This window comes from Streptomyces chartreusis NRRL 3882 (assembly GCF_900236475.1).
GTDB classification, from domain to species: domain Bacteria; phylum Actinomycetota; class Actinomycetes; order Streptomycetales; family Streptomycetaceae; genus Streptomyces; species Streptomyces chartreusis_D.
The window spans coordinates 4511548-4531223 of sequence record NZ_LT963352.1 but is presented as its reverse complement, the minus strand read 5'-3'; the positions used below and the strand labels follow the sequence as shown (position 1 = coordinate 4531223).

20 protein-coding genes and 1 tRNA gene are annotated in these 19676 nt (G+C 68.7%); 11 read left to right on the top strand and 10 right to left on the bottom strand.

Going from position 1 to position 19676, the window contains the following annotated elements; genetic code table 11:
• Positions 1 to 408: 408 nt before the first annotated feature.
• Positions 409 to 801, bottom strand: a complete 393-nt coding sequence (locus tag SCNRRL3882_RS20310; protein WP_010032613.1) for a hypothetical protein — start codon at positions 799 to 801, stop codon at positions 409 to 411.
• Between SCNRRL3882_RS20310 and SCNRRL3882_RS20305 the strand changes: the two genes are divergently transcribed.
• A complete protein-coding gene (locus tag SCNRRL3882_RS20305) occupies positions 800 to 1645 on the top strand; it encodes an N-terminal phage integrase SAM-like domain-containing protein (protein WP_010032611.1) in 846 nt (281 codons plus the stop codon). The two genes, SCNRRL3882_RS20310 and SCNRRL3882_RS20305, sit on opposite strands and share 2 nt — an antisense overlap.
• On the top strand, positions 1561 to 2106 hold the full coding sequence (locus SCNRRL3882_RS20300; RefSeq protein WP_010032609.1) for a hypothetical protein: 546 nt from the start codon (positions 1561 to 1563) through the stop codon (positions 2104 to 2106). Before SCNRRL3882_RS20305 ends, SCNRRL3882_RS20300 begins: the two co-directional genes overlap by 85 nt.
• Positions 2107 to 2553: 447 nt before the next feature.
• Here the strand turns inward: SCNRRL3882_RS20300 and SCNRRL3882_RS20295 are convergent, their stop codons facing one another.
• On the bottom strand, positions 2554 to 3255 hold the full coding sequence (locus SCNRRL3882_RS20295; RefSeq protein ID WP_010032608.1) for a DUF5324 family protein: 702 nt from the start codon (positions 3253 to 3255) through the stop codon (positions 2554 to 2556).
• Positions 3256 to 3640: 385 nt separating this feature from the next.
• Here SCNRRL3882_RS20295 and SCNRRL3882_RS20290 point away from each other — a divergent pair, with 385 nt between their 5' ends.
• Together SCNRRL3882_RS20290 and SCNRRL3882_RS20285 are read left to right on the top strand one after the other, a co-directional pair.
• Positions 3641 to 4168: a peptidylprolyl isomerase gene (locus SCNRRL3882_RS20290; protein WP_010032607.1), complete on the top strand. Its 528-nt coding sequence runs from the start codon at positions 3641 to 3643 to the stop codon at positions 4166 to 4168.
• Between the two features lie 99 nt (positions 4169 to 4267).
• On the top strand, positions 4268 to 5158 hold the full coding sequence (locus SCNRRL3882_RS20285) for a rhomboid family intramembrane serine protease (protein ID WP_010032604.1): 891 nt from the start codon (positions 4268 to 4270) through the stop codon (positions 5156 to 5158).
• A gap of 256 nt (positions 5159 to 5414) precedes the next feature.
• Here the strand turns inward: SCNRRL3882_RS20285 and crgA are convergent, their stop codons facing one another.
• Entirely contained in the window at positions 5415 to 5669 is a 255-nt protein-coding gene (crgA, locus tag SCNRRL3882_RS20280; RefSeq protein ID WP_010032600.1) for a cell division protein CrgA, read from the bottom strand.
• A 140-nt stretch (positions 5670 to 5809) separates the two neighbouring features.
• On the opposite strand from crgA, the gene SCNRRL3882_RS20275 reads away from it, so the two are divergent.
• Genes SCNRRL3882_RS20275 through SCNRRL3882_RS20250 form a run of 6 tightly spaced genes read left to right on the top strand, consistent with a single transcriptional unit; the run spans position 5810 to position 10080 of the window.
• A complete protein-coding gene (locus tag SCNRRL3882_RS20275) occupies positions 5810 to 6592 on the top strand; it encodes a DUF881 domain-containing protein (RefSeq protein ID WP_029180672.1) in 783 nt (260 codons plus the stop codon).
• Between the two features lie 22 nt (positions 6593 to 6614).
• The gene (locus tag SCNRRL3882_RS20270) at positions 6615 to 7301 is read left to right on the top strand and encodes a class E sortase (RefSeq protein ID WP_010032595.1); all 687 of its coding nucleotides are present in this window, start codon (positions 6615 to 6617) and stop codon (positions 7299 to 7301) included.
• A 17-nt stretch (positions 7302 to 7318) separates the two neighbouring features.
• Complete coding sequence (locus tag SCNRRL3882_RS20265) at positions 7319 to 7516, top strand: hypothetical protein (protein WP_020273112.1); 198 nt, start codon at positions 7319 to 7321, stop codon at positions 7514 to 7516.
• Positions 7513 to 8151 carry an aminodeoxychorismate/anthranilate synthase component II gene (locus tag SCNRRL3882_RS20260; RefSeq protein WP_010032593.1) on the top strand — a complete coding sequence of 213 codons (639 nt, stop codon included), beginning with the start codon at positions 7513 to 7515 and terminating at the stop codon, positions 8149 to 8151. Before SCNRRL3882_RS20265 ends, SCNRRL3882_RS20260 begins: the two co-directional genes overlap by 4 nt.
• Complete coding sequence (locus SCNRRL3882_RS20255) at positions 8148 to 9314, top strand: class E sortase (RefSeq protein ID WP_010032592.1); 1167 nt, start codon at positions 8148 to 8150, stop codon at positions 9312 to 9314. Before SCNRRL3882_RS20260 ends, SCNRRL3882_RS20255 begins: the two co-directional genes overlap by 4 nt.
• A gap of 13 nt (positions 9315 to 9327) precedes the next feature.
• Complete coding sequence (locus SCNRRL3882_RS20250; RefSeq protein ID WP_010032589.1) at positions 9328 to 10080, top strand: class E sortase; 753 nt, start codon at positions 9328 to 9330, stop codon at positions 10078 to 10080.
• Between the two features lie 161 nt (positions 10081 to 10241).
• On the opposite strand, the gene pknB is transcribed toward SCNRRL3882_RS20250, so the two are convergent.
• From pknB to SCNRRL3882_RS20215, 6 genes are all read right to left on the bottom strand, one after another.
• Positions 10242 to 12272, bottom strand: coding sequence for a Stk1 family PASTA domain-containing Ser/Thr kinase (gene pknB, locus SCNRRL3882_RS20245; RefSeq protein WP_010032588.1), 2031 nt, complete (start codon positions 12270 to 12272; stop codon positions 10242 to 10244).
• 168 nt (positions 12273 to 12440) lie between these two features.
• Positions 12441 to 13916 (bottom strand): peptidoglycan D,D-transpeptidase FtsI family protein, encoded by a 1476-nt coding sequence (locus SCNRRL3882_RS20235; protein WP_010032587.1) that lies wholly within the window; start codon positions 13914 to 13916, stop codon positions 12441 to 12443.
• Positions 13913 to 15361, bottom strand: coding sequence for an FtsW/RodA/SpoVE family cell cycle protein (locus tag SCNRRL3882_RS20230; protein WP_010032586.1), 1449 nt, complete (start codon positions 15359 to 15361; stop codon positions 13913 to 13915). The genes SCNRRL3882_RS20235 and SCNRRL3882_RS20230 overlap by 4 nt, the downstream gene beginning before the upstream one ends.
• A gap of 27 nt (positions 15362 to 15388) precedes the next feature.
• Complete coding sequence (locus SCNRRL3882_RS20225) at positions 15389 to 16945, bottom strand: Stp1/IreP family PP2C-type Ser/Thr phosphatase (RefSeq protein WP_040902362.1); 1557 nt, start codon at positions 16943 to 16945, stop codon at positions 15389 to 15391.
• Between the two features lie 140 nt (positions 16946 to 17085).
• Positions 17086 to 17595: an FHA domain-containing protein FhaB/FipA gene (locus SCNRRL3882_RS20220; RefSeq protein ID WP_010032584.1), complete on the bottom strand. Its 510-nt coding sequence runs from the start codon at positions 17593 to 17595 to the stop codon at positions 17086 to 17088.
• A gap of 10 nt (positions 17596 to 17605) precedes the next feature.
• On the bottom strand, positions 17606 to 18454 hold the full coding sequence (locus tag SCNRRL3882_RS20215) for an FhaA domain-containing protein (RefSeq protein ID WP_010032581.1): 849 nt from the start codon (positions 18452 to 18454) through the stop codon (positions 17606 to 17608).
• A gap of 474 nt (positions 18455 to 18928) precedes the next feature.
• Here SCNRRL3882_RS20215 and SCNRRL3882_RS20210 point away from each other — a divergent pair.
• Positions 18929 to 19012, top strand: a tRNA-Leu gene (locus SCNRRL3882_RS20210).
• Between the two features lie 102 nt (positions 19013 to 19114).
• Here the strand turns inward: SCNRRL3882_RS20210 and SCNRRL3882_RS20205 are convergent.
• Positions 19115 to 19648: a winged helix-turn-helix transcriptional regulator gene (locus SCNRRL3882_RS20205; RefSeq protein ID WP_010032580.1), complete on the bottom strand. Its 534-nt coding sequence runs from the start codon at positions 19646 to 19648 to the stop codon at positions 19115 to 19117.
• Positions 19649 to 19676 lie beyond the last annotated feature (28 nt).

The window sequence follows — 19676 nt, the reverse complement described above, 5'->3', positions numbered from 1 at the left end:
GGGATGCTTGCGGGGGCCGCCCCCGACTATCGAGCCTTGTCGCTCGTGTCGTCACCATCTGTGGCGGGGCGCTGTATTTCCGCCTTAGCGGTTTTCAACGCGCGGACGGTTTCGGCCGCCCTTTCCGCAATACCGGACACCGCGTGCAGGGACAAGGTGACGATAAACGTCACGCTTGAAATCACCCCGACTACGATTCCGGTCCAGCCGTCATGCATCCCGGCCCCCCTCTCCTCGGCCAGCCCCGGTAGCAGATTGCTCCGGGGCGCTTGAGGACCCGTAGCGGGTGGGGCAGAGGTGCAGGGGGTCGGGCTGCGCGGCTGCACATCCCTTACTCGACCGATAGTAATTCCTTGTGTACTTTGCGTTCAATAGTCCGGCGGGGCCATACATCTGCCGCAACTGGGCTCAGGCCGCGGTGTCCAGCCCGGTCCAGGTGCGCCCGCACGCGGTACAGCGGGCTACGGGCTGGACGCCGGCACCTCCGTGGATCTCGATCTGGCCGCCGCAGTCCGGGCAGGGGTGGGCGATGGTGGCCGTACGCCCGGCGATGTCGAGGGCGCGCTCAACCCGCTCGCAGGCCTCTGCCGCGACGTTGGCGATCAGCCGTGCCTCGCGGTCGGGCAGCGGCCGGAACGGGCCGGGTGCGCCCTCTACGCGGGCGAGGAGCCACAGGGCGGTGTGCGGGGCGGTGTGCCGTCCGCCGAAGCGCCACCGCCGCGGGTCCACGGCGTCGGCGCGCGCCAGCTTGGCGCGGCCGGCCCGGTCGGCGGCCAGCCACGACCGCGGGGCGAAGGTCATGGGGGAGCGCTGGACGGCGGCGGCGACCTGGTCCCCCGGTGGCGGTGAGGGCGGCTTCGACGGTGCGCATGGTGTCGAGGATCGCGATGCGGAGCGGGGGCCGGGTGGCGCCGATCTGGTTGGGGTCGCGGTCGAGGAACTGCCGGTTGTAGGCGGCCTGCCAGCGCGCGGCTTCAGCGAGTTCCTCGTCGGCCTGGTCGAGGGCGTTGAGGTAGTCGCTCATGCGGCCGGCGGGGGCCATGTGGTGGTGCCGGTCGACGCGAGGGCGTCTTGGAGGTCGGTCCAGCGAAGGGCGAAGTGGTGGGAGGAGTGGTGGCCGGCCAACGAGCCGTCCCGGCCGACCACCCGCAACCGCAAGCTGTCCGCGTGGACCGTCCATATCCAGCCCAAGTGGGGGAAGCGCAAGCTCAACTCCCTCACCTACCTGGAGCTCCAGACCTGGGTGGCCAAGGAGTTGAAGGGCTACGCCACGCAGACGAAGGTCCTGGAACTGCTGAAGATGATGCTCCGGCACGCCGTCCGCGACCAGCGCATCCCCTTCAACCCGGCCGCCGACGTCACCAAGACGGCGAGCCCGCCCGTACGGCACCCCGACGACCTGACGCCCCCCACAGAGGAGCAGTACACCGAGATCCGCAAGCACATCCCGGTATGGTGGCAACCTGTCACCGACTTCCTCGAAAACACCGGCCTGCGCTGGGGCGAGACCGCCGGCACCCGCCGGATCTTCCTCGACCTGGAGGCCGACACGGTCAAGGTGTGGTCATCGACGACCGCGGCACGCTGCGCCGCCAGGGCATCCCGAAGACGGCGGCCGGCTTCCGCACCGTCCCGCTCACGCTGAAGGCCAAGACTGCGGCCTTCGCGATGATTGACCGGCTGGACCCTGCGGCAACCGTGACGCCTGTCGAGTCCGGCATGCACCCTGAGGAACTGGTCTTCCGAGGCCCGCTCGCCGGGACGACGAAGAAGGTCAACGGGGTTGAGATTCCCGTTGAAGGTGCGTTGAGCAGGAACAACTTCCGGCGGGTGTGGATCCCGGCCATCCTGGAAGCCGGCCTCGCGCGCATGGTGACGAATCCGGAGACCGGGCGCCGTGAGTGGTGGCCGCGCGTCTCGGACTACCGTGACCGCTTCGCGTCGCGCCTGCACGAGGGCGGCATGTCCGAGGTCGACGTGCAGTACATCCTCGGGCACGAGCGGGGCGGCAAGGTCACCTGGCTGTACACCCACCGAGGCGAGCAGGCCCTCGACAACGCGCGCGAAGTCCTCGCCAGCGGACGTCACTTGCGGGCCGTCTCATGACCCCGGCCGGGCTTGGAATCCACATCGATTCCACAAAACCCACTCCGCGCCCCTCGTCGGGACTCGGCGAAACTCGTGATCGGTAGGTCGCATGCCCGTTGACCTGCACTCGGAGCCGCTCGGCGAGACTCGGCCAGACTCGCTAGTCGCTGCACGTGACTTTGCATGGCAGATGTCAGGGGTTCGACTCCCCTAGGCTCCACTCTTGAAAGCCCTCCGACCTGCGGAAACGTGGTTCGGAGGGCTTTTGCGTGGTCCGGAGGATGGCGCGCAGGACGGGCACGGGCCGCCGACGCATGTTTCACGTGAAACAGCACGGCGGGACGGGAGACCCCCAAGGCTCTCAAGACTGAGCCCCGAGTCTCCCGCCCCGCCGTGCTGATGGGGTCGGCAGCCGAGCCGTTGGATCCGTGGCCGAGTCGGCCGAGTTCTGGGCCTCGGTGGCCGTCAGGAACGGTCGTCGCGCCGGGCGGCCTCGTCCTCGGCCTGCTTCGCCTCGACCTCCGGGTCCAGAACGGACTCACCACTGCCGTCCACGGAGCTCAGACGGCCCGACTCGGGAACCTCCGTCGCGGCGGGCGGCTCCACCAGCCAGTCCGGGTTGGCCTGCTTGTCCCACCACTTCCAGGCCGCGAAGGCACCGCCCGCGAGGGCACCGACAACGACCAGCGCCTTCATGGCGCGGCCGGCCCTCGCCCGCCGTTCCTGCCTGCGGATCAGCTTCTGGACCTCCTTCGACGAGACCTGACCGCGCAGCGCGGCCATCGCGGCCACACTCCGGGCGGCGGCCTCCGTCGTGACGGGCACGGCCGCGGCCACAGCCTGCTCGAGCCTCGGCCTGGAGTACTCCGCCGCCTGCCGGGCGGCCTTGCGTGTCCGGACGGCGGCCTCGTGAGCGGCCTGGTCGACCTTCGGCGGCACATGCGTCCGGGCCTGCTCCAGATACGGCTGCACATGGGCGCCGTACTGGACGCGAGCCTGCCCGGCGGCCTGCGTCACCTTGGGCGCTAGCCGTACGCGTGCCTCGTGTGCGTAGTGCGCGGCCCTGTCCTTGGCCGTGTCGGCGTAGGGCGCCACCACTTCCGCGGCGTGCAGCACGCTGTCCTTCGCCGAACCGGTCGCGGCGCGCACGCTGTCGATGCGGGTCACGGGTTCCTCCTCCTCGGTGGCGTACGGTATTTCGACTTTCCACCCTTTTACGGATCATGCCTCCCGGCGCACCGCCAGGCATGCGCGGGCGGGCATCCGGGTCACGGGAGCCGGCTCCGGGCCATCTCCGGTCGAAAACCGATCAAGAGCGGACCGAGCGCTGATCGGGAGCCGATCACATGCAATAGCGGATGAATAGGGTTCAACAGGAGCTTGTCGTCGACAATGCCACGGATCGCCTCCGCGCGCCCCCGCCCCGGGACTACTCGACTGGTTTTCTGCAAGCGATCGGCCCGGTTTACCTCCGGTGAACGGAGGTCGGGCGACGCGGAGCCCCGTCCATGCGAGGATCAGGGAGTCACGGAAAGACAACGGAAGGCAGATCGTGGCTGAGCAGCTCTACGCCACCCTGAAGACCAACCACGGCGACATCGAAGTCCGGCTTCTGCCGAACCACGCCCCCAAGACGGTCAAGAACTTCGTCGAGCTCGCCCAGGGCGAGCGGGAGTGGACCCACCCGGAGACGGGCCAGAAGTCCACGGACAGGCTCTACGACGGCACGGTCTTCCACCGGGTGATCAGTGGCTTCATGATCCAGGGCGGTGACCCGCTGGGCAACGGCACCGGCGGTCCCGGCTACCAGTTCGAGGACGAGTTCCACCCGGACCTGCGCTTCGACAAGCCCTACCTGCTGGCGATGGCCAACGCCGGCCCGGGCACCAACGGCTCGCAGTTCTTCATCACCGTCTCCCCGACGGCGTGGCTGAACCGCAAGCACACCATCTTCGGCGAGGTCACCGACGCGGCCAGCCAGAAGGTCGTGGACACCATCGCCACGACCCAGACGAACCCGCGCACCGACCGCCCGGTCAACGACGTGGTCATCGAGTCGGTCGTGATCGAGACCCGCTGAGACCCGCCGAGTGCCGAAGCCTCCGCAGGGAACCAATCGCCCCGCTCGTCCGTAAAGATGAGCGGGGCGGGCTTTTCTCATCACGACCTAGGGGATCCCATGGACGACCAGGCTGCGGGCAGCCCGCAGGACGCCCACAGCGTCCCCATGTGCTACCGCCACCCGGACCGCGAGACCGGCATCCGCTGCACCCGCTGCGAGCGCCCGATCTGCCCCGAGTGCATGGTCAACGCCTCCGTCGGCTTCCAGTGCCCCGAGTGCGTCCGCAGCGGTTCCGGCACCGGCCACGCCCCCACGGCCGCCATGCCCCGGACGATCGCCGGCGGAGCCGTCACCGCCGACCCCCGCCTGCTGACCAAGATCCTCATCGGGATCAACCTGGCGGTGTTCATCGCCGTCCAGGTCCACGAGTCGCTCCTGAACGACCTCGTCCTGCTCGGCGCCTGGCCGCCGGCGCCCTTCACGCCCACACAGGGCGTGGCGGGAGGCGAGTGGTACCGCCTGGTGACGTCGATGTTCACGCACCAGGAGATCTGGCACATCGCGTTCAACATGCTCAGCCTGTGGTGGCTCGGCGGCCCGCTCGAAGCGGCCCTCGGCCGTGTGCGCTATCTCGCGCTCTACCTCGTCTCCGGACTCGCGGGCAGCACCCTGGCCTATCTGCTGACCTCCCCGAACACGGCGACGCTGGGTGCGTCCGGCGCGATCTTCGGCCTGTTCGGTGCGACGGCCGTGCTGATGCGCCGGCTCAACTACGACATGCGGCCCATCATCGCGCTGCTGGTGATCAACCTGATCTTCACCTTCAGCCCGGGCTTCAACATCTCCTGGCAGGCCCACATCGGCGGCCTCGTCGCCGGTGTCGTCGTCGGATACGCCATGGTCCACGCGCCGCGCGAGCGACGTGCCCTGATCCAGTACGGCACGTGTGCGCTGGTCCTGGCCGTGGTCGTCCTGTTGACCCTGTTGAGGACGGCCCAGCTCAGCTGAGCGCGACCGTTGTCCACAGCGGGTGGCGGATCTTGTGCACAGTGTGCGGGAACACCTGTGCCCCCTGTCATCGACCCGTGTTTCCGCAGGTCAGGCAGGGGGCGAACAAGTTTTCGAGTTCCGGTACTTCCGTCATACCGGCGTCAACGCCCAACGAGTTATCCACAGATCGTCTTTCTTTTCCACCTGTGGAAAACGGCTGTGGATAACTCGGCGAACAGCCCTGGGCAGAGCTGCGTTCACCTTCCGGTGACCCCTACTTCCACTGGGTCGAGACACCGAATCCGGCGGCGATGAAGCCGAAGCCCACCACGATGTTCCAGTTGCCCAGCGAGTCGATGGGCAGGGACCCGTCGGTGACGTAGAAGACGACGATCCAGGCCAGGCCGATGAGGAACATGGCCAACATGACGGGCGCGACCCAGGCACGGCTGTTCAGCTTGATCGCGGTCGCCTGCTTCGCGGGCGGCGGCGTGTAGTCGGCCTTCTTGCGGATACGTGACTTCGGCACGAGGGTCTCTCCTGTCGATGCGCTGCGTGGCCGCGCAGGGAACTGGGTCGGTCTCGGGGCAGCGTTGAGGGGACTCTGAGTGCTCCCCCGGGCGTCCGTTAGCGTAGTGCTTCCGTGGCGCCGAAGGAGATAAGGGTACGTTGAGCAATTCTGCCGACTCCCCCGGGACGGGATCCACCCCTGAGCGCGCGCGCCGTTTCCGGCCCGTGCGGATCCTCACGGCGGCCGTCTTCGCTCTCGCGGGGCTCATCTTCTTCACCAGCTTCAACACCGCCAAGGGCACCAATATCCGCACGGACACCTCGCTGTTGAAGCTGTCCGACCTCATCCAGGAGCGCAGCCGGGAGAACGGCGAGCTGGACGAGACCAACGGGACCCTGCGCAAGGAGATAGAGGCGCTCGCCGAGCGGGACGACGGCAGCACCAAGGCGGAGGACGACAAGCTCGCCGCCCTGGAGAAGCGCGCGGGCACGCAGAAGCTCAAGGGCGAGTCGCTCACGGTCACGCTCAACGACGCCCCGCCGGACGCCACCGCCAAGCTGCCCGGCTATCCCGAGCCGCAGCCCGACTACCTGGTCATCCACCAGCAGGACCTCCAGGCCGTGGTGAACGCGCTGTGGCAGGGCGGGGCCAAGGGCATCAAGGTCATGGACCAGCGGCTGATCTCCACCAGCGCGGTGCGCTGCGTGGGCAACACCCTGATCCTCCAGGGCCGCGTCTACTCACCGCCGTACAAGATCACGGCGGTCGGTGACCCGGGCAAGCTCCAGAAGGCGCTCGCGGCGTCCCCGGCGATCCAGAACTACATGGTCTACGTCAACGTCTACGGGCTCGGCTGGAAAGTCGAGGAGAACGGGCCGGTGACTCTTCCCGGTTACTCGGGCACAGTGGATCTGCACTACGCGAAGCCCGTGGAGGAGTAGAGCCTGGCCGGGGGAGCCGCCGGTGCGTGTGATCGTCAGGACCCTCAGCGAACTGTGCATCACCGTCGGCAGCGTGATCGTGCTGTTCGTCGTCTACGTCCTGTTCTGGACCGGCGTGCAGGCCGACGGAGTCATGGACGACCAGATCGAACTGCTCCAGGAGCAGTGGGCGAAGTCGAGCGCGCCCCCCGCGGCGGACGGCTCCTCCCCCGCGAGCCCGCCGAGACCCGCGCCCTACGCCAAGGGCAAGCCCTTCGCGATCATGTACATCCCGCGTCTTGGTTTCACGTGGAACAAGCCGGTGCTCGAAGGCACGGCCACCGGCACCCTGAAGAAGGGCCTGGGCCACTACGCGGAGACCGCCCAGCTCGGCCAGAAGGGCAACTTCGCGGTCGCCGGCCACCGCCGTACCTACGGCGATCCCTTCAAGGACTTTCCCGAGCTGAGGCGGGGTGACGCCGTGGTCCTGACCGACGGCACGACCTGGTTCACGTATCGGATCGACAAAGGACCGTACAAAACAGTGCCCTCCGACATCGAGGTGATCGACCCTGTCCCACGTACATCCGGGTACACGCGTTCGGGCCGCTATCTGACGCTGACCACGTGTGAACCGGAATGGGGACACAGTCATCGGCTGATCGTCTGGGCGCACCTGGACTCCACCCAGCCTGTGGAGGCAGGGAAACCAGAGGCGCTCCGACGTTAGTCTGGTGGCTGTACGGCGTGGGTCTGGTGCCGTGGTACGACGGAAGGGACGGCATGTACGGCTGGATCTGGCGGCATCTGCCGGGCAACACGTGGGTGAAGGCGTTGATCTCACTCGCCCTGGTCGTGGCCGTGGTCTACGTCCTCTTCCAGTACGTCTTCCCGTGGGCGGAACCGCTGCTGCCCTTCAACGATGTGACGGTGGACAACCAGTGAGCGCGCGCATTCTGGTCGTGGACAACTACGACAGCTTCGTCTTCAACCTGGTCCAGTACCTGTACCAGCTGGGCGCCGAGTGTGAGGTCCTGCGCAACGACGAGGTGTCGACGGCGCACGCCCAGGACGGCTTCGACGGTGTCCTGCTCTCCCCGGGCCCGGGGACTCCGGAGGAGGCGGGCGTCTGTGTCGACATGGTCCGGCACTGCGCCGCCACGGGCGTCCCGGTCTTCGGTGTCTGCCTCGGCATGCAGTCGATGCAGGTGGCGTACGGCGGGGTCGTGGACCGTGCGCCCGAGCTGCTGCACGGCAAGACCTCGCTGGTCGAGCACACGAGCCGGGGTGTCTTCGCCGGCCTGCCCTCGCCCTTCACGGCGACGCGCTACCACTCGCTGGCCGCCGAGCCCGCGACGGTCCCGGCCGAGCTGGAGGTCACGGCCCGGACGCACGACGGCATCGTGATGGGCCTGAGGCACCGCGAACTTCCCGTCGAGGGCGTGCAGTTCCACCCCGAGTCGGTGCTGACCGAGCACGGGCACCGGATGCTGGCCAACTGGCTGGTGGAGTGCGGCGACCAGGGTGCGGTGGCGAGGTCGGCCGGGCTCGCCCCGGTGGTGGGCAGGGCCACGGCGTGACGGCGCTGCGCCCCGAGCGCGAGTCCGACACCTCGTACGGGCAGCAGTCGTACGGGGTGCCGGGTGCGTTCGAGGACTGGTCGGGCGGAGGGGCGTACGGTGCTTCCCCGCGGCCGGAACCGCAGCCGCAGTCACCGTCACAGCCCTACATGTCAGAGCCGGAGCCGTACGCGGCGTCGTACGAGCCCGTCCCGGACGAGCCGTATCTGCCTCCGGCCGACGAGGAGACGGTGGCGCTGCGGATACCGGATCCGCCGCCCGCGGCCGGTGACCCCACATCCGGCTCTCCGGGCTCTTCCGCCACACGGCACGATGGACCTGCCCCCGGCGGCCGCGCGGCCCGCAGAAAGGCCGCCAAGCGCCGTCACGGGCGCCATGGCGGCGTTTCGGAGACCCGCTCGGCCCAGGAATCGGCTCAGGACTCGGCGCAGGAGGAGCGGCGGGCGCCGCTGTCGCGGGTCGAGGCGCGACGGCAGGCGCGGGCGCGCAAGCCGGGCCCGGCGGTGGTGGCCAGCCGGGCCATCGGCGAGGTGTTCATCACCACCGGTGTGCTGATGCTGCTGTTCGTCACGTACCAGCTGTGGTGGACGAACGTGCGGGCGCACGCGCAGGCCGGCAAGGAGGCCAGCAGCCTCCAGGACGACTGGGCGAACGGCAAGCGCAACCCGGGGGTCTTCGAGCCGGGGCAGGGCTTCGCCATCCTGCACATCCCGAAGCTGGACGTGGTGGTGCCGATCGCCGAGGGCACGAGCAACAAGGGCGTTCTGGACCGGGGCATGGTCGGCCACTACGCCGAGGGCGCCCTGAAGACGGCGATGCCCAGTGACAAGACCGGGAACTTCGGGCTCGCGGGGCACCGCAACACCCACGGAGAACCGTTCCGGTACATCAACAAGCTCACTCCGGGCGATCCGATCGTCGTGGAGACGCAGGACGAGTACTACGTCTACAAGATGGCGTCGATCCTGCCGGTCACGTCGCCCAGCAACACGAGCGTTCTGAACCCCGTCCCCACGGGGTCGGGGTTCACCGAGCCCGGCCGCTACATCACGCTGACCACGTGCACGCCGGAGTTCACCAGCAAGTACCGGATGATCGTCTGGGGCAAGATGGTCGAGGAACGGCCGCGCAGCAAGGGCAAGCCGGATGCGCTCGTCAGTTAAGGGCAGATGACCAGTGGCAGCGACCACCGACACGGAGCACGAAGAGCACACCGGCGCGACGGCGTCCCGGCCGTCCGCGGCCCGGCGCCGTCCCGGCCCGATCGCCATGGCGGTGAGTGTCTTCGGGGAACTCCTCATCACCGCGGGCCTGGTCCTGGGCCTGTTCGTCGCCTACTCGCTCTGGTGGACGAACGTGGTCGCCGACCGCGCGGCCGGGAAGCAGGCGGACAAGGTCCGTGACGACTGGGCCCACGGCCAGGGCGGCCCCGGTGCGCTGGACACCAAGAACGGCATCGGGTTCCTGCACGTGCCGGCGATGAAGAACGGCGAGGTCCTGGTCGAGAAGGGCACGTCGAGCAAGATCCTCAATGACGGTGTCGCCGGGTACTACACCGATCCGGTCAAGGCGGCCCTGCCGATGTCGGGCAAGAACGGCAACTTCGCCCTCGCGGCCCACCGGGACGGTCACGGCGCCAAGTTCCACAACATCGACAAGATCAAGAAGGGCGACCCCATCGTCTTCGAGACGAAGGACAAGTGGTACGTCTACAAGGTCTACGCGATCCTGCCCGAGACCTCGAAGTACAACGTCAAGGTCCTCTCGGCGGTCCCGGAGGAGTCCGGCAAGAAGAAGCCCGGGCACTACATCACCCTGACGACCTGCACGCCGGTGTACACGAGCACGTACCGGTACATCGTGTGGGGCGAGCTGGAGCGGGTCGAGAAGGTCAACGCGGACCGCACACCCCCGAAGGAACTGCGGTGACCGATCTCCTGGTGGAGCCCTGGCGCTGAAGCAGCGCGCCGAGTACCACTCGCGGCCCTGCACCGGCACTTCGGGACCTGGCAGCGGGCCTGACGCGGCAGGGCCCCGGCACCCTGTCGAGGCGCCGGGGCCCTGCCGTTGGCCGGGTACGACCCGCCGGGTCAGTCCTCGTCGCGGCCGGTGACGCCGCCGAAGATGCCGCCGTTGCCGTTACCGCCGTTGTTGTTGCCGCCGTTGTTCCCGAAGCCGACGGTCTGGAGGGTGATCGTCGTCCCCGCGGGGTCGTCGACCTCCTGGTTGCCCTGCGGGTCCTGACCGGAGACGAGGGCGGTGTCGCTCTGGTCACTGCCGCCCGCGAACTGGATGTTCGTGAAACCGGCCGCCGCCAGGGTCTGCTTGGCCTGGCCGACCGTCTGGCCGACGACCTGGGGCACGCGCGTCTTCTGCTGTTCCTTCTTCTTGCCGATCTGGATGTTGACCGACGAGTTCTTGTCGACGGAGGTGCCGGCCTGCGGTGTGGTCGCGATGACCTTGCCGACCTGGTTGTCGTCGTCGGTCTCCACCTCGGTGCAGTTGCCGACCAGGTTACTGGCCTGCATCTGCGTCTTGGCCTGGTCACAGCTCTGGCCGAGGACGTCCGGGACGGTGGACTTCTCCGCCTCCTTGGCGACGGTGAGGGTGATGGTGGTGCCCTTCTCCACCTCCTCGCCCAGTTCCGGGTTCTGCTCGAGGACGGTGCCGGGGTCCTCCGTGGACTCCTTCGACTTCGTCTCGACCACGAACTCGTACTTGTCGCCCTCCAGCTTCGCCTTGGCATCGTCCAGGCTGTCGCCGACGACGCTCGGCACCGCCACCTTCGGCGCCCCGGTCGACACCACCAGGGAGATGGTGTCGCCCTTCTTGACGTCGACGCCGGCCTTCGGGTCCTGCGAGCAGATGTTGCCCTTGGTCTGGTCCTCGCAGGGCTTCTTGGAGAAGGTCAGTTCCAGGTCGGCGTTGCTGGCCAGCTTCTTGGCGTTCTGCTGGGTCTCACCGACGAAGTTGGGCGCGGCGAGCGTGTCGTCGCTCGCGCCTCCGTTGCCGCTGAACGCCCACCGCCCGATGAGGATCGCTCCGACCAGCACCAGGATGCCCGCCACCACGAGCAGGATCGTCGAGGTGTTGGACTTGCGCTGCTGACCACGGCGCCGGTCGGGGCGGTCGTCGTAGCCGTAGCCGCCGTCGTCCGGGTTCATGGGGGGCAGCATCGACGTGGCGCCCGCGCCGGAGTCCGCGCGCAGGGCCGTCGTCGGCTGGTCGTCGGGGTAGCCGCCGTAGCCCACCGAGCCCATCGCGGCCGTGGCCGCGACCGGCTGGCCGTCGAGGCAGGCCTCGATGTCGGCGCGCATCTCGTCGGCCGACTGGTAGCGGTAGTCGGGGTCCTTGACCAGTGCCTTGAGGACGATCGCGTCCATCTCGGGCGTGATCTCGGGGTCGAAGACCGACGGGGCCTGGGCCTCTTCACGTACGTGCTGGTACGCGACGGCGACCGGGGAGTCGCCGACGAACGGGGGCCGCACGGTGAGGAGTTCGTAGAGCAGACAGCCGGTGGAGTAGAGGTCCGACCGCGCGTCGACCTGCTCGCCCTTCGCCTGCTCCGGCGAGAGGTACTGGGCGGTGCCGATGACGGCGGCCGTCTGCGTCATCGTCATGCCGGAGTCGCCCATGGCGCGGGCGATGCCGAAGTCCATCACCTTGACCTGGCCGTTGCGCGTCAGCATGACGTTCGCCGGCTTGATGTCGCGGTGGACGATCCCGTTGCGGTGGGCGTACTCCAGGCCCTGGAGGATGCCGATGGTCATCTCCATGGCACGCTCCGGCAGCAGCTTGCGGCCGGAGTGGAGCAGCTCGCGGAGCGTCGAGCCGTCTACGTACTCCATGACGATGTACGGGATCGAGACCCCGTCGATGTAGTCCTCGCCCGTGTCGTAGACCGCGACGATCGCGGGATGGTTGAGCGAGGCGGCCGACTGGGCCTCCCGGCGGAACCGGGCCTGGAAGGAAGGGTCACGCGCGAGATCCGCGCGCAGCGTCTTCACCGCCACGGTGCGTCCGAGGCGGGTGTCATGCGCGAGGTAGACCTCCGCCATGCCACCACGCCCGAGCACCTGGCCCAGTTCGTACCGGCCGCCGAGGCGACGCGGCTCTTCCATAGCTACCTACCAGCCCTCTCCGTCGGTCCCGACCGGAAGCTTGTACGGTCGGAGGCTGCCGTCCGGGCCTACCGTACCCGGCTCGCTTTGTGTGACCTGGCCAAGCTCGTCAGCCGATACAGGACCGGTATCGCAACGTGCACCGATGTGAAGCAGACGTGAGCGGGGTCACTGCTTGCTCTTGATGACCGCCTCCATCACGTTCCTCGCGATCGGCGCCGCGAGGCCGCCGCCGGAGATGTCGTCACGGACGGCGTTGTCGTCCTCGATCACGACCGCCACGGCGACCGGCGAGCTGCCGTCGGCCCCCTTGGCGTACGAGATGAACCACGCGTAAGGGTTCTCGCTGTTGTCGACACCGTGCTGGGCGGTACCGGTCTTGCCGCCCACCTTGACGCCGGGGATCTTGGCGTTCGTGCCCGTGCCCTTCTCGACCACGGTCTCCATCATCGACTGGAGGATCTGGGCGTTCTCGGCCGACATCGGCTTGCTCATCTCCTCCGGCTCGGTCTTCTCGATGGTGTCGACGTTGGGGGCCTGGAGTTCGTCGACCATGTACGGCTTCATCAGGGTGCCGTTGTTGGCGACGGCCGAGGCGACCATGGCCATCTGGAGCGGGGTGGCCGCGGTGTTGAACTGGCCGATGGAGGACAGCGCGGTCTGCGAGGGGTTCATGTTGTCGGAGAACACCGACGCGCTGGAGCGGACCGGCGTGAACTGCTCCTCGGTGAAGCCGAACTTCTTGGCCTCGGCCAGCATCTTCTCGTTGCCGAGGTCCGAGCCGATCTTGCCGAAGACGGTGTTGCAGGAGTACTGGAGCGCCACCCGCAGCGTCGCGTTCTCGCAGGGGATGTTCCCCTCGTTCTTCAGCACGGTCGTGGTGCCCGGCATGGTCCACGGCAGCGGCGACTTCGTCTTCTGGTCCGCGTCCGTGTACAGCCCGTCCTCCAGGGCGGCGGCCGCGGTGAGGACCTTGAAGGTGGAACCGGGCGGGTACGTCTCGCGCAGGGCCCGGTTGAGCATCGGGTCGTCCGGGTTGTTCTTCTTGTCCAGCTTCTTCCAGGCCTCGGCGTCCTTGGTGCTGTTGCCGGCGATCGACGACGGGTCGTACGACGGGTAGGACGACAGCGCCAGGATCTTGCCGGTGGACGGCTCCAGAGCCACCACCGCGCCCTTGCCGCCCTGCTTCTTCAGGCCGTTGTACGCGGCCTTCTGCGCGGCGGCGTTGAGCGTGGTGACGACGTTGCCGCCCTCCTTCTTCTTGCCCGTCAGCATGTCGAGCGTGTTGCGGAAGAAGAGCCGGTCGTCGTTGCCGGTGAGGATGCCGTCCTCGAGGGACTCCAGCTGGTTGGCGCCGAAGGCCTGCGAGACGAAGCCGGTGACGGGTGCCCACATGGGCCCGTCCTTGTAGGTGCGCTTGTACTTGTAGTCGCCCGAGGTGGTCGTCGCGTGCCCGGTGATGGGGTTGCCGCCGACGATGATGTCGCCGCGCGGCGAGGCGTAGCGCTCGATCGAGACGCGTCGGTTCTTGGTGTCGGTCCTCAGCTCGTCGGCCTTGACGTACTGGATCCAGTTGTCGCGGATCAGCAGTGCCAGGACGAGCAGGCCGCAGAAGATCGCGATCCGGCGCAGTGGCTTGTTCATGACGGGCGGACCACCTGGGTCATCTCGGCGTCGGGGTTGGCGGCGGGAGCGGGGGCCGGGCGCCGGGCGGTGTCGCTGATGCGCAGCAGAATGCCGATCAGGGCCCAGTTGGCGATCACGGAGGAACCGCCGTAGGCCACGAAGGGCAGCGTCATGCCCGTCAGCGGGATGAGGCCCATGACACCGCCGGCCACGACGAAGACCTGGAGGCCGAAGGCGCCGGAAAGGCCGATGGCCAGCAGCTTGCCGAACGGGTCGCGAGCCGCGAGCGCGGTGCGTACGCCCCTCTCGATGATCAGGCCGTAGAGCAGCAGGATCGCCATGACGCCGGCCAGGCCGAGCTCCTCGCCGAAGGTGGCGAGGATGAAGTCGGAGTTGGCCGCGAAGCCGATCAGGTCGGAGTTGCCCTGCCCGAGGCCGGTGCCGAGCGTGCCGCCGGAGCCGAACGCCCACAGGGCCTGCATCGCCTGCTCGGAGTGGACGACGCCGTCCTGGACGCCAGCGCGGGAGAGCTCGAACTCGCGCATCGGATTGAGCCAGGCCTGCACACGCGTCTGGATGTGCGGCTCGAAGCTCGCCACACCGACGGCGCCGACCGCGGACATCAGCAGACCGAAGACGATCCAGCTGGTCCGCTCGGTGGCGACGTACAGCATGATGACGAACATCCCGAAGAACAGCAGGGACGTACCGAGGTCGGTCTCGAAGACCAGGATGAGGATCGAGATGACCCAGACGACGAGGATCGGACCCAGGTCGCGGCCGCGCGGCAGGTACAGGCCCATGAAGCGGCGGCTGGCCAGGGCGAGGGCGTCCCTCTTGACCATGAGGTAGCCGGCGAAGAAGACCGCCAGGGCGATCTTGGCGAACTCACCGGGCTGGAGCGTGCCGAGGCCGGGGATCTTGATCCAGATCTTGGCGCCGTAGATGTTCGCGCCGAGTCCCGGCACGAGCGGCAGGATCAGCAGGAACAGCGCTCCGGCCATGGAGATGTAGGTGTAGCGCTGGAGGACACGGTGGTCCTTGAGGAAGATCACTACGACCGCCAGCAGGGCGACGCCCATCGCCGAGTACAGCAACTGGCGCGGTGCGGCTTCGGCGTAGTTGCTGAGTCGCTTGGACTGGTCCAGGCGCCAGATGACGACCAGACCGAGCCCGTTCAGCAGCGTCGCCAGCGGCAGCATCAGCGGGTCCGCGTACGGCGCGAACTTCCGCACGGTGAGATGGCCGACGCCCGCGAGCAGGCCGAGTCCGAGGCCGTAGCTCAGCAGGCCCGGCGGCACCGAGTCGTTGATGGCCAGGCCGACGTTGGCATAGGCGAACACCGGGATGACGACGGCGAACACCAGCAGTGCCAGCTCGGTGTTGCGTCTGCTCGGTGCGCCGATCGCGCCGATGGTGGACGTGTGGTGCGTCGGCGAGTGCGACGTATTCGTACCGCTCATCTTCTAACGGGGCCTCTCACGGCTTGCCTACTGCTTACCGCACAGCGAGACGACCTTCTGCTCTTCCTCCGAGAGGCTGGGGCCGGGGCTGGGAGTGGGTGCGGTCGTGGTCGGGGGCGTGGACTTCTCAGGCGTCGACGGCGAGCCCGACGGGTTCGACGGGTTCGGCGTCGGTGTGGCCTTGGACGTGAAGGAGGCGGGAGTGGTTCCCGTGGTGCCCCCGGCCTCGCCTTCGCCGGTCTTGGCGTTGTTCTCGCTCTCGGCTTCGCGCCGCTGCGCCTCCTTCTTGCACGCGGAGGCCTGCACCGACAGTTCCTGGATCTTCGCCTGGGCGTTCTTCAGACCGCCCTCGGCGATGGTCGCCTTGACCAGCTTCTGCTGGTAGGGCGGCAGGTACTTGAGTTCGATCTCGGGGTGGTCCTTCTCGACCTTCGACAGCGACACCCACGCCAGGTCCTGGCTGATGCCCCGGTACAGCGCGACGTGCTCGTCCTCGGCGCCGACGTAGTACTGCGTCTGCGTCCAGCGCCAGCCGCCGTACAGACCGCCGCCGACGACGGCCAGCGCGAGGACGCCGTAGAGGGATCTCTTCAGCCAGCGGCCCTTCTTGCGGGGCTTGGTGAAGTCGCCGTCGTCGTAGTCGAATCCGGCCGCCGGGATGTAGCCGGTGGTGTCGCCGGAGCCGGGCGGGCCGAACTCGCCGCCTCCGCCGCCCTGGCCGTGCCCGTGGCGGCCGAGCCCGGAGGCGCGGCCGGCGGGGGTCTGCATGATGCCGTTGTCGTGCAGCTGGTGCTGGTTCTCGGCGACGGCGCCGACCACGACCGGGGTGTCGGACAGCTGCCCGGCGAGGGTGTCGCCGGTGTCGAGGTCGAGGACGTCGGCGACGATGACGGTGATGTTGTCCGGGCCGCCGCCGCGCAGGGCCAGCTCGATCAGGTTCTGGACGGTCTCCTGGGGGCCCTGGTAGCTGGCGAGGGTGTCCTCCAGGGTCTGGTGGGACACCACGCCGGACAGGCCGTCGGAGCAGATCAGGTAGCGGTCTCCGGCGCGGACCTCGCGGATGGAGAGGTCGGGCTCGACGTGGTCGCCGCTGCCGAGCGCGCGCATGAGGAGCGAGCGCTGCGGGTGGGTCGTGGCCTCTTCCTCGGTGATGCGGCCCTCGTCGACCAGGCGCTGCACCCAGGTGTGGTCCTGCGTGATCTGCGTCAGCACGCCGTCGCGCAGGAGGTACGCGCGCGAGTCGCCGACGTGCACCAGGCCGAGGCGCTGGCCGGTCCAGAGCAGGGCGGTGAGGGTGGTGCCCATGCCCTCCAGCTGGGGATCCTCGTCGACCATCGAGCGCAGCTGGTCGTTGGCGCGCTGCACCGCCGTGCCGAGCGAGGTGAGGATGTCGGAGCCGGGGACGTCGTCGTCGAGCGCGACGATCGTGGAGATGGCCTCGGAGGAGGCGACCTCGCCCGCCGCGGCGCCGCCCATGCCGTCGGCGATGGCGAGCAGGCGCGGGCCCGCGTACCCGGAGTCCTCGTTGCCCTCCCGGATCATGCCCTTGTGCGATCCGGCGGCGAAGCGCAGTGACAGACTCATGCGCACCTCGCCTGTCGGCTCCGGGTACAGCCGGTCGTGTCGAGCCACACTGCCCACCCTCCGGTCGGGAGCGCGCCGGGGCCCGGGGTGGGGCCCGCCACTGCGTGCTCGCTCCGCTCGCGCCTATCCATGATGTAGCACTACTTCCGCAGCTCGATGACGGTCTTGCCGATGCGGATCGGCGCGCCCAGCGCAATCGGTGTGGGAGTCGTCAGCCGGTTCCGGTCCAGGTACGTGCCGTTGGTGGAGCCGAGGTCCTCGACGATCCACTGGCCGTCGCGGTCCGGGTAGATCCTGGCATGGCGGCTGGAGGCGTAGTCGTCGTCCAGCACGATCGTCGAGTCGTGCGCCCTGCCCAGGGTGATGGTCTGGCCCTGGAGCGCGACCGTGGTGCCGGTGAGGGTGCCCTCGGTCACGACCAGCTTGGTGGGGGCGTTACGGCCGCGGCGGCCGCCGGCGGACTGCTGGCGCTGCGGCGGCGGGGCCTGGCGGGCGGCCTGCTGCTGACGGCCTGCCTCCCGTCGCGATCCGCGCTGGGTGACACGCGTACCGAACAGGTCGCTCCGGATGACCTGCACGGCCACGATCACGAACAGCCACAGTACGGCCAGGAAACCCAGCCGCATGACCGTGAGGGTCAGCTCTGACATTGCCCCCGCTTCACCCTTCGGCTTGCCGGTAAATGATGGTGGTGCTGCCCACGACGATCCGCGAGCCGTCGCGGAGCGTAGCGCGGGTGGTGTGCTGCCCGTCCACCACGATGCCGTTGGTGGATCCGAGATCCTGGATCGTCGAGGGCGTTCCGGTCCGGATCTCGCAGTGCCGGCGGGAGACGCCGGGGTCGTCGATCCGCACGTCGGCGTCGGTGCTGCGGCCCAGCACCAGCGTCGGGCGGGAGATCTGATGGCGCGTGCCGTTGATCTCGATCCAGTGGCGGGTGCGTCCGCCGGCCGCCGGGGCGGCCGGGGGCCGCTGGCCCGCGGGCTGCGGGTAGCCGTACCCGCCGGGGCGGCCGCCGGGCGGCGGCGCGGACGGCATGGGCGGGGCGCCCGCGGGCGCGGCGGCCGGCGGGTAGCCGTAGCCGCCGGGACGTCCGGCGGGCGGGGCGGCGCCTGACGGGGCCTGCTGGCTGCTGGAGGAGGCGAGCGTACGGCTGCGCACCCGGTACAGGCCGGTGTCCAGGTCGTCGGCCTTCTCCAGGTGCACCTTGATCGGGCCCATGAAGGTGTAGCGCTGCTGCTTGGCGTAGTCACGCACCATGCCGGCGAGCTCGTCGCCGAGCTGGCCGGAGTAGGGGCTGAGCCGCTCGAAGTCCGGCGTGCTCAGCTCCACGATGAAGTCGTTGGGCACGACCGTCCGGTCGCGGTTCCAGATGGTGGCGTTGTTGTCGCACTCGCGCTGGAGCGCGCCGGCGATCTCCACGGGCTGGACCTCGGACTTGAACACCTTGGCGAAGGTGCCGTTGACCAGACCTTCGAGACGCTGCTCGAACTTCTTCAGGACTCCCATGGGGCACCTCCTCCGTCGCTGCCGTCCTGTGTACTGCCCTGCGGGCCGCTTGCCTGGTACTGCTTACTGATCGTATCCACGCGCCGCTCGATCGGCTGGTTCCCCCTGTCAGCACGGCCGACGGGTGTCGACGCATGACGAAGTTCCCTGTGGAGCTCCCCTTCGAACTCCTCCGGTGGTACGGCTGCCGCGCAACCGCTCTCGCGTACTCCTGACAAGGATCGTAGAGGCGGCTGAAGACCAGTGTCCCGCACCCGGCTGTGGACCCGGACCGCCTCCTGGGGAGACGGGGGGTACCGGTACGAGGTTGATACGTGAAGCGCCACCCGTTGATACGTGGCCGGGGCACCGAAGGTTCGGAGGCGGGTCTGCCTGCGGAAGAACGGATGTGAATCCACCCCGTCCCGCGTGCTAATGTTCTGGGTGTCGGAAGGCGCCGGGCCCCAAGGGGCAGGAGCCCACGACACACCCAATGCGCGGGTGGCGGAATAGGCAGACGCGCTGGATTCAGGTTCCAGTGCCCGCAAGGGCGTGGGGGTTCAACTCCCCCCTCGCGCACCCTCGAAGGGGCGGCATCGTTCAGATGCCGCCCCTTTTTCGTGTCCGCGGATGTGACGGTTGTCTCGCGGCGCCCGTGATCGCGCGCGTGTGAGGAAGCTCTCAGGCCTGGTTGGCTCGCAAGTCCCCCAGCGACCGGCCGGGGGCGAAGCGTTCGCGTACGGCCGGGTCGTCGAGGAGGCGGGCCGGGTAGCCGGGGCCGGTGCGGGCGGCCAGGTCCTGGTGGCGCAGCGGCTCGCCGCAGCGGGAGCAGACGACCCGGGCCTCGGTGTCGTGGTCGCAGGGCGTGTGGTGCAGGACCACCGGTGCGCCCTCGTCGCCGGCCAGCCAGCGGTCGCCCCAGGCGTTGATCGCGGCGAGTACGCCGAAGAAGTCGCGGCCCTTGTCCGTCAGCAGGTACTCGTGGCGGACCGGGTCGCTCTGGTAGGCCTGTCGCCGCAGCAGGCCCTCGGACTCCAGGCGCCGCAGCCGGTCGGTGAGGGTGTTGCGGGCGATGCCGAGCGAGCCGATGAAGCCGTCGAAGCGGGATTCGCCGTAGAAGACCTCGCGCAGCACCAGCAGGCTCCAGGCGTCGCCCAGGATGTCGGCGGTGCGGGCGATGGAGCAGGGCCAGGTGTCGAACGAGGTCCGTTTCACGGCTGCCAGGTTATCGGTTTCATCATGA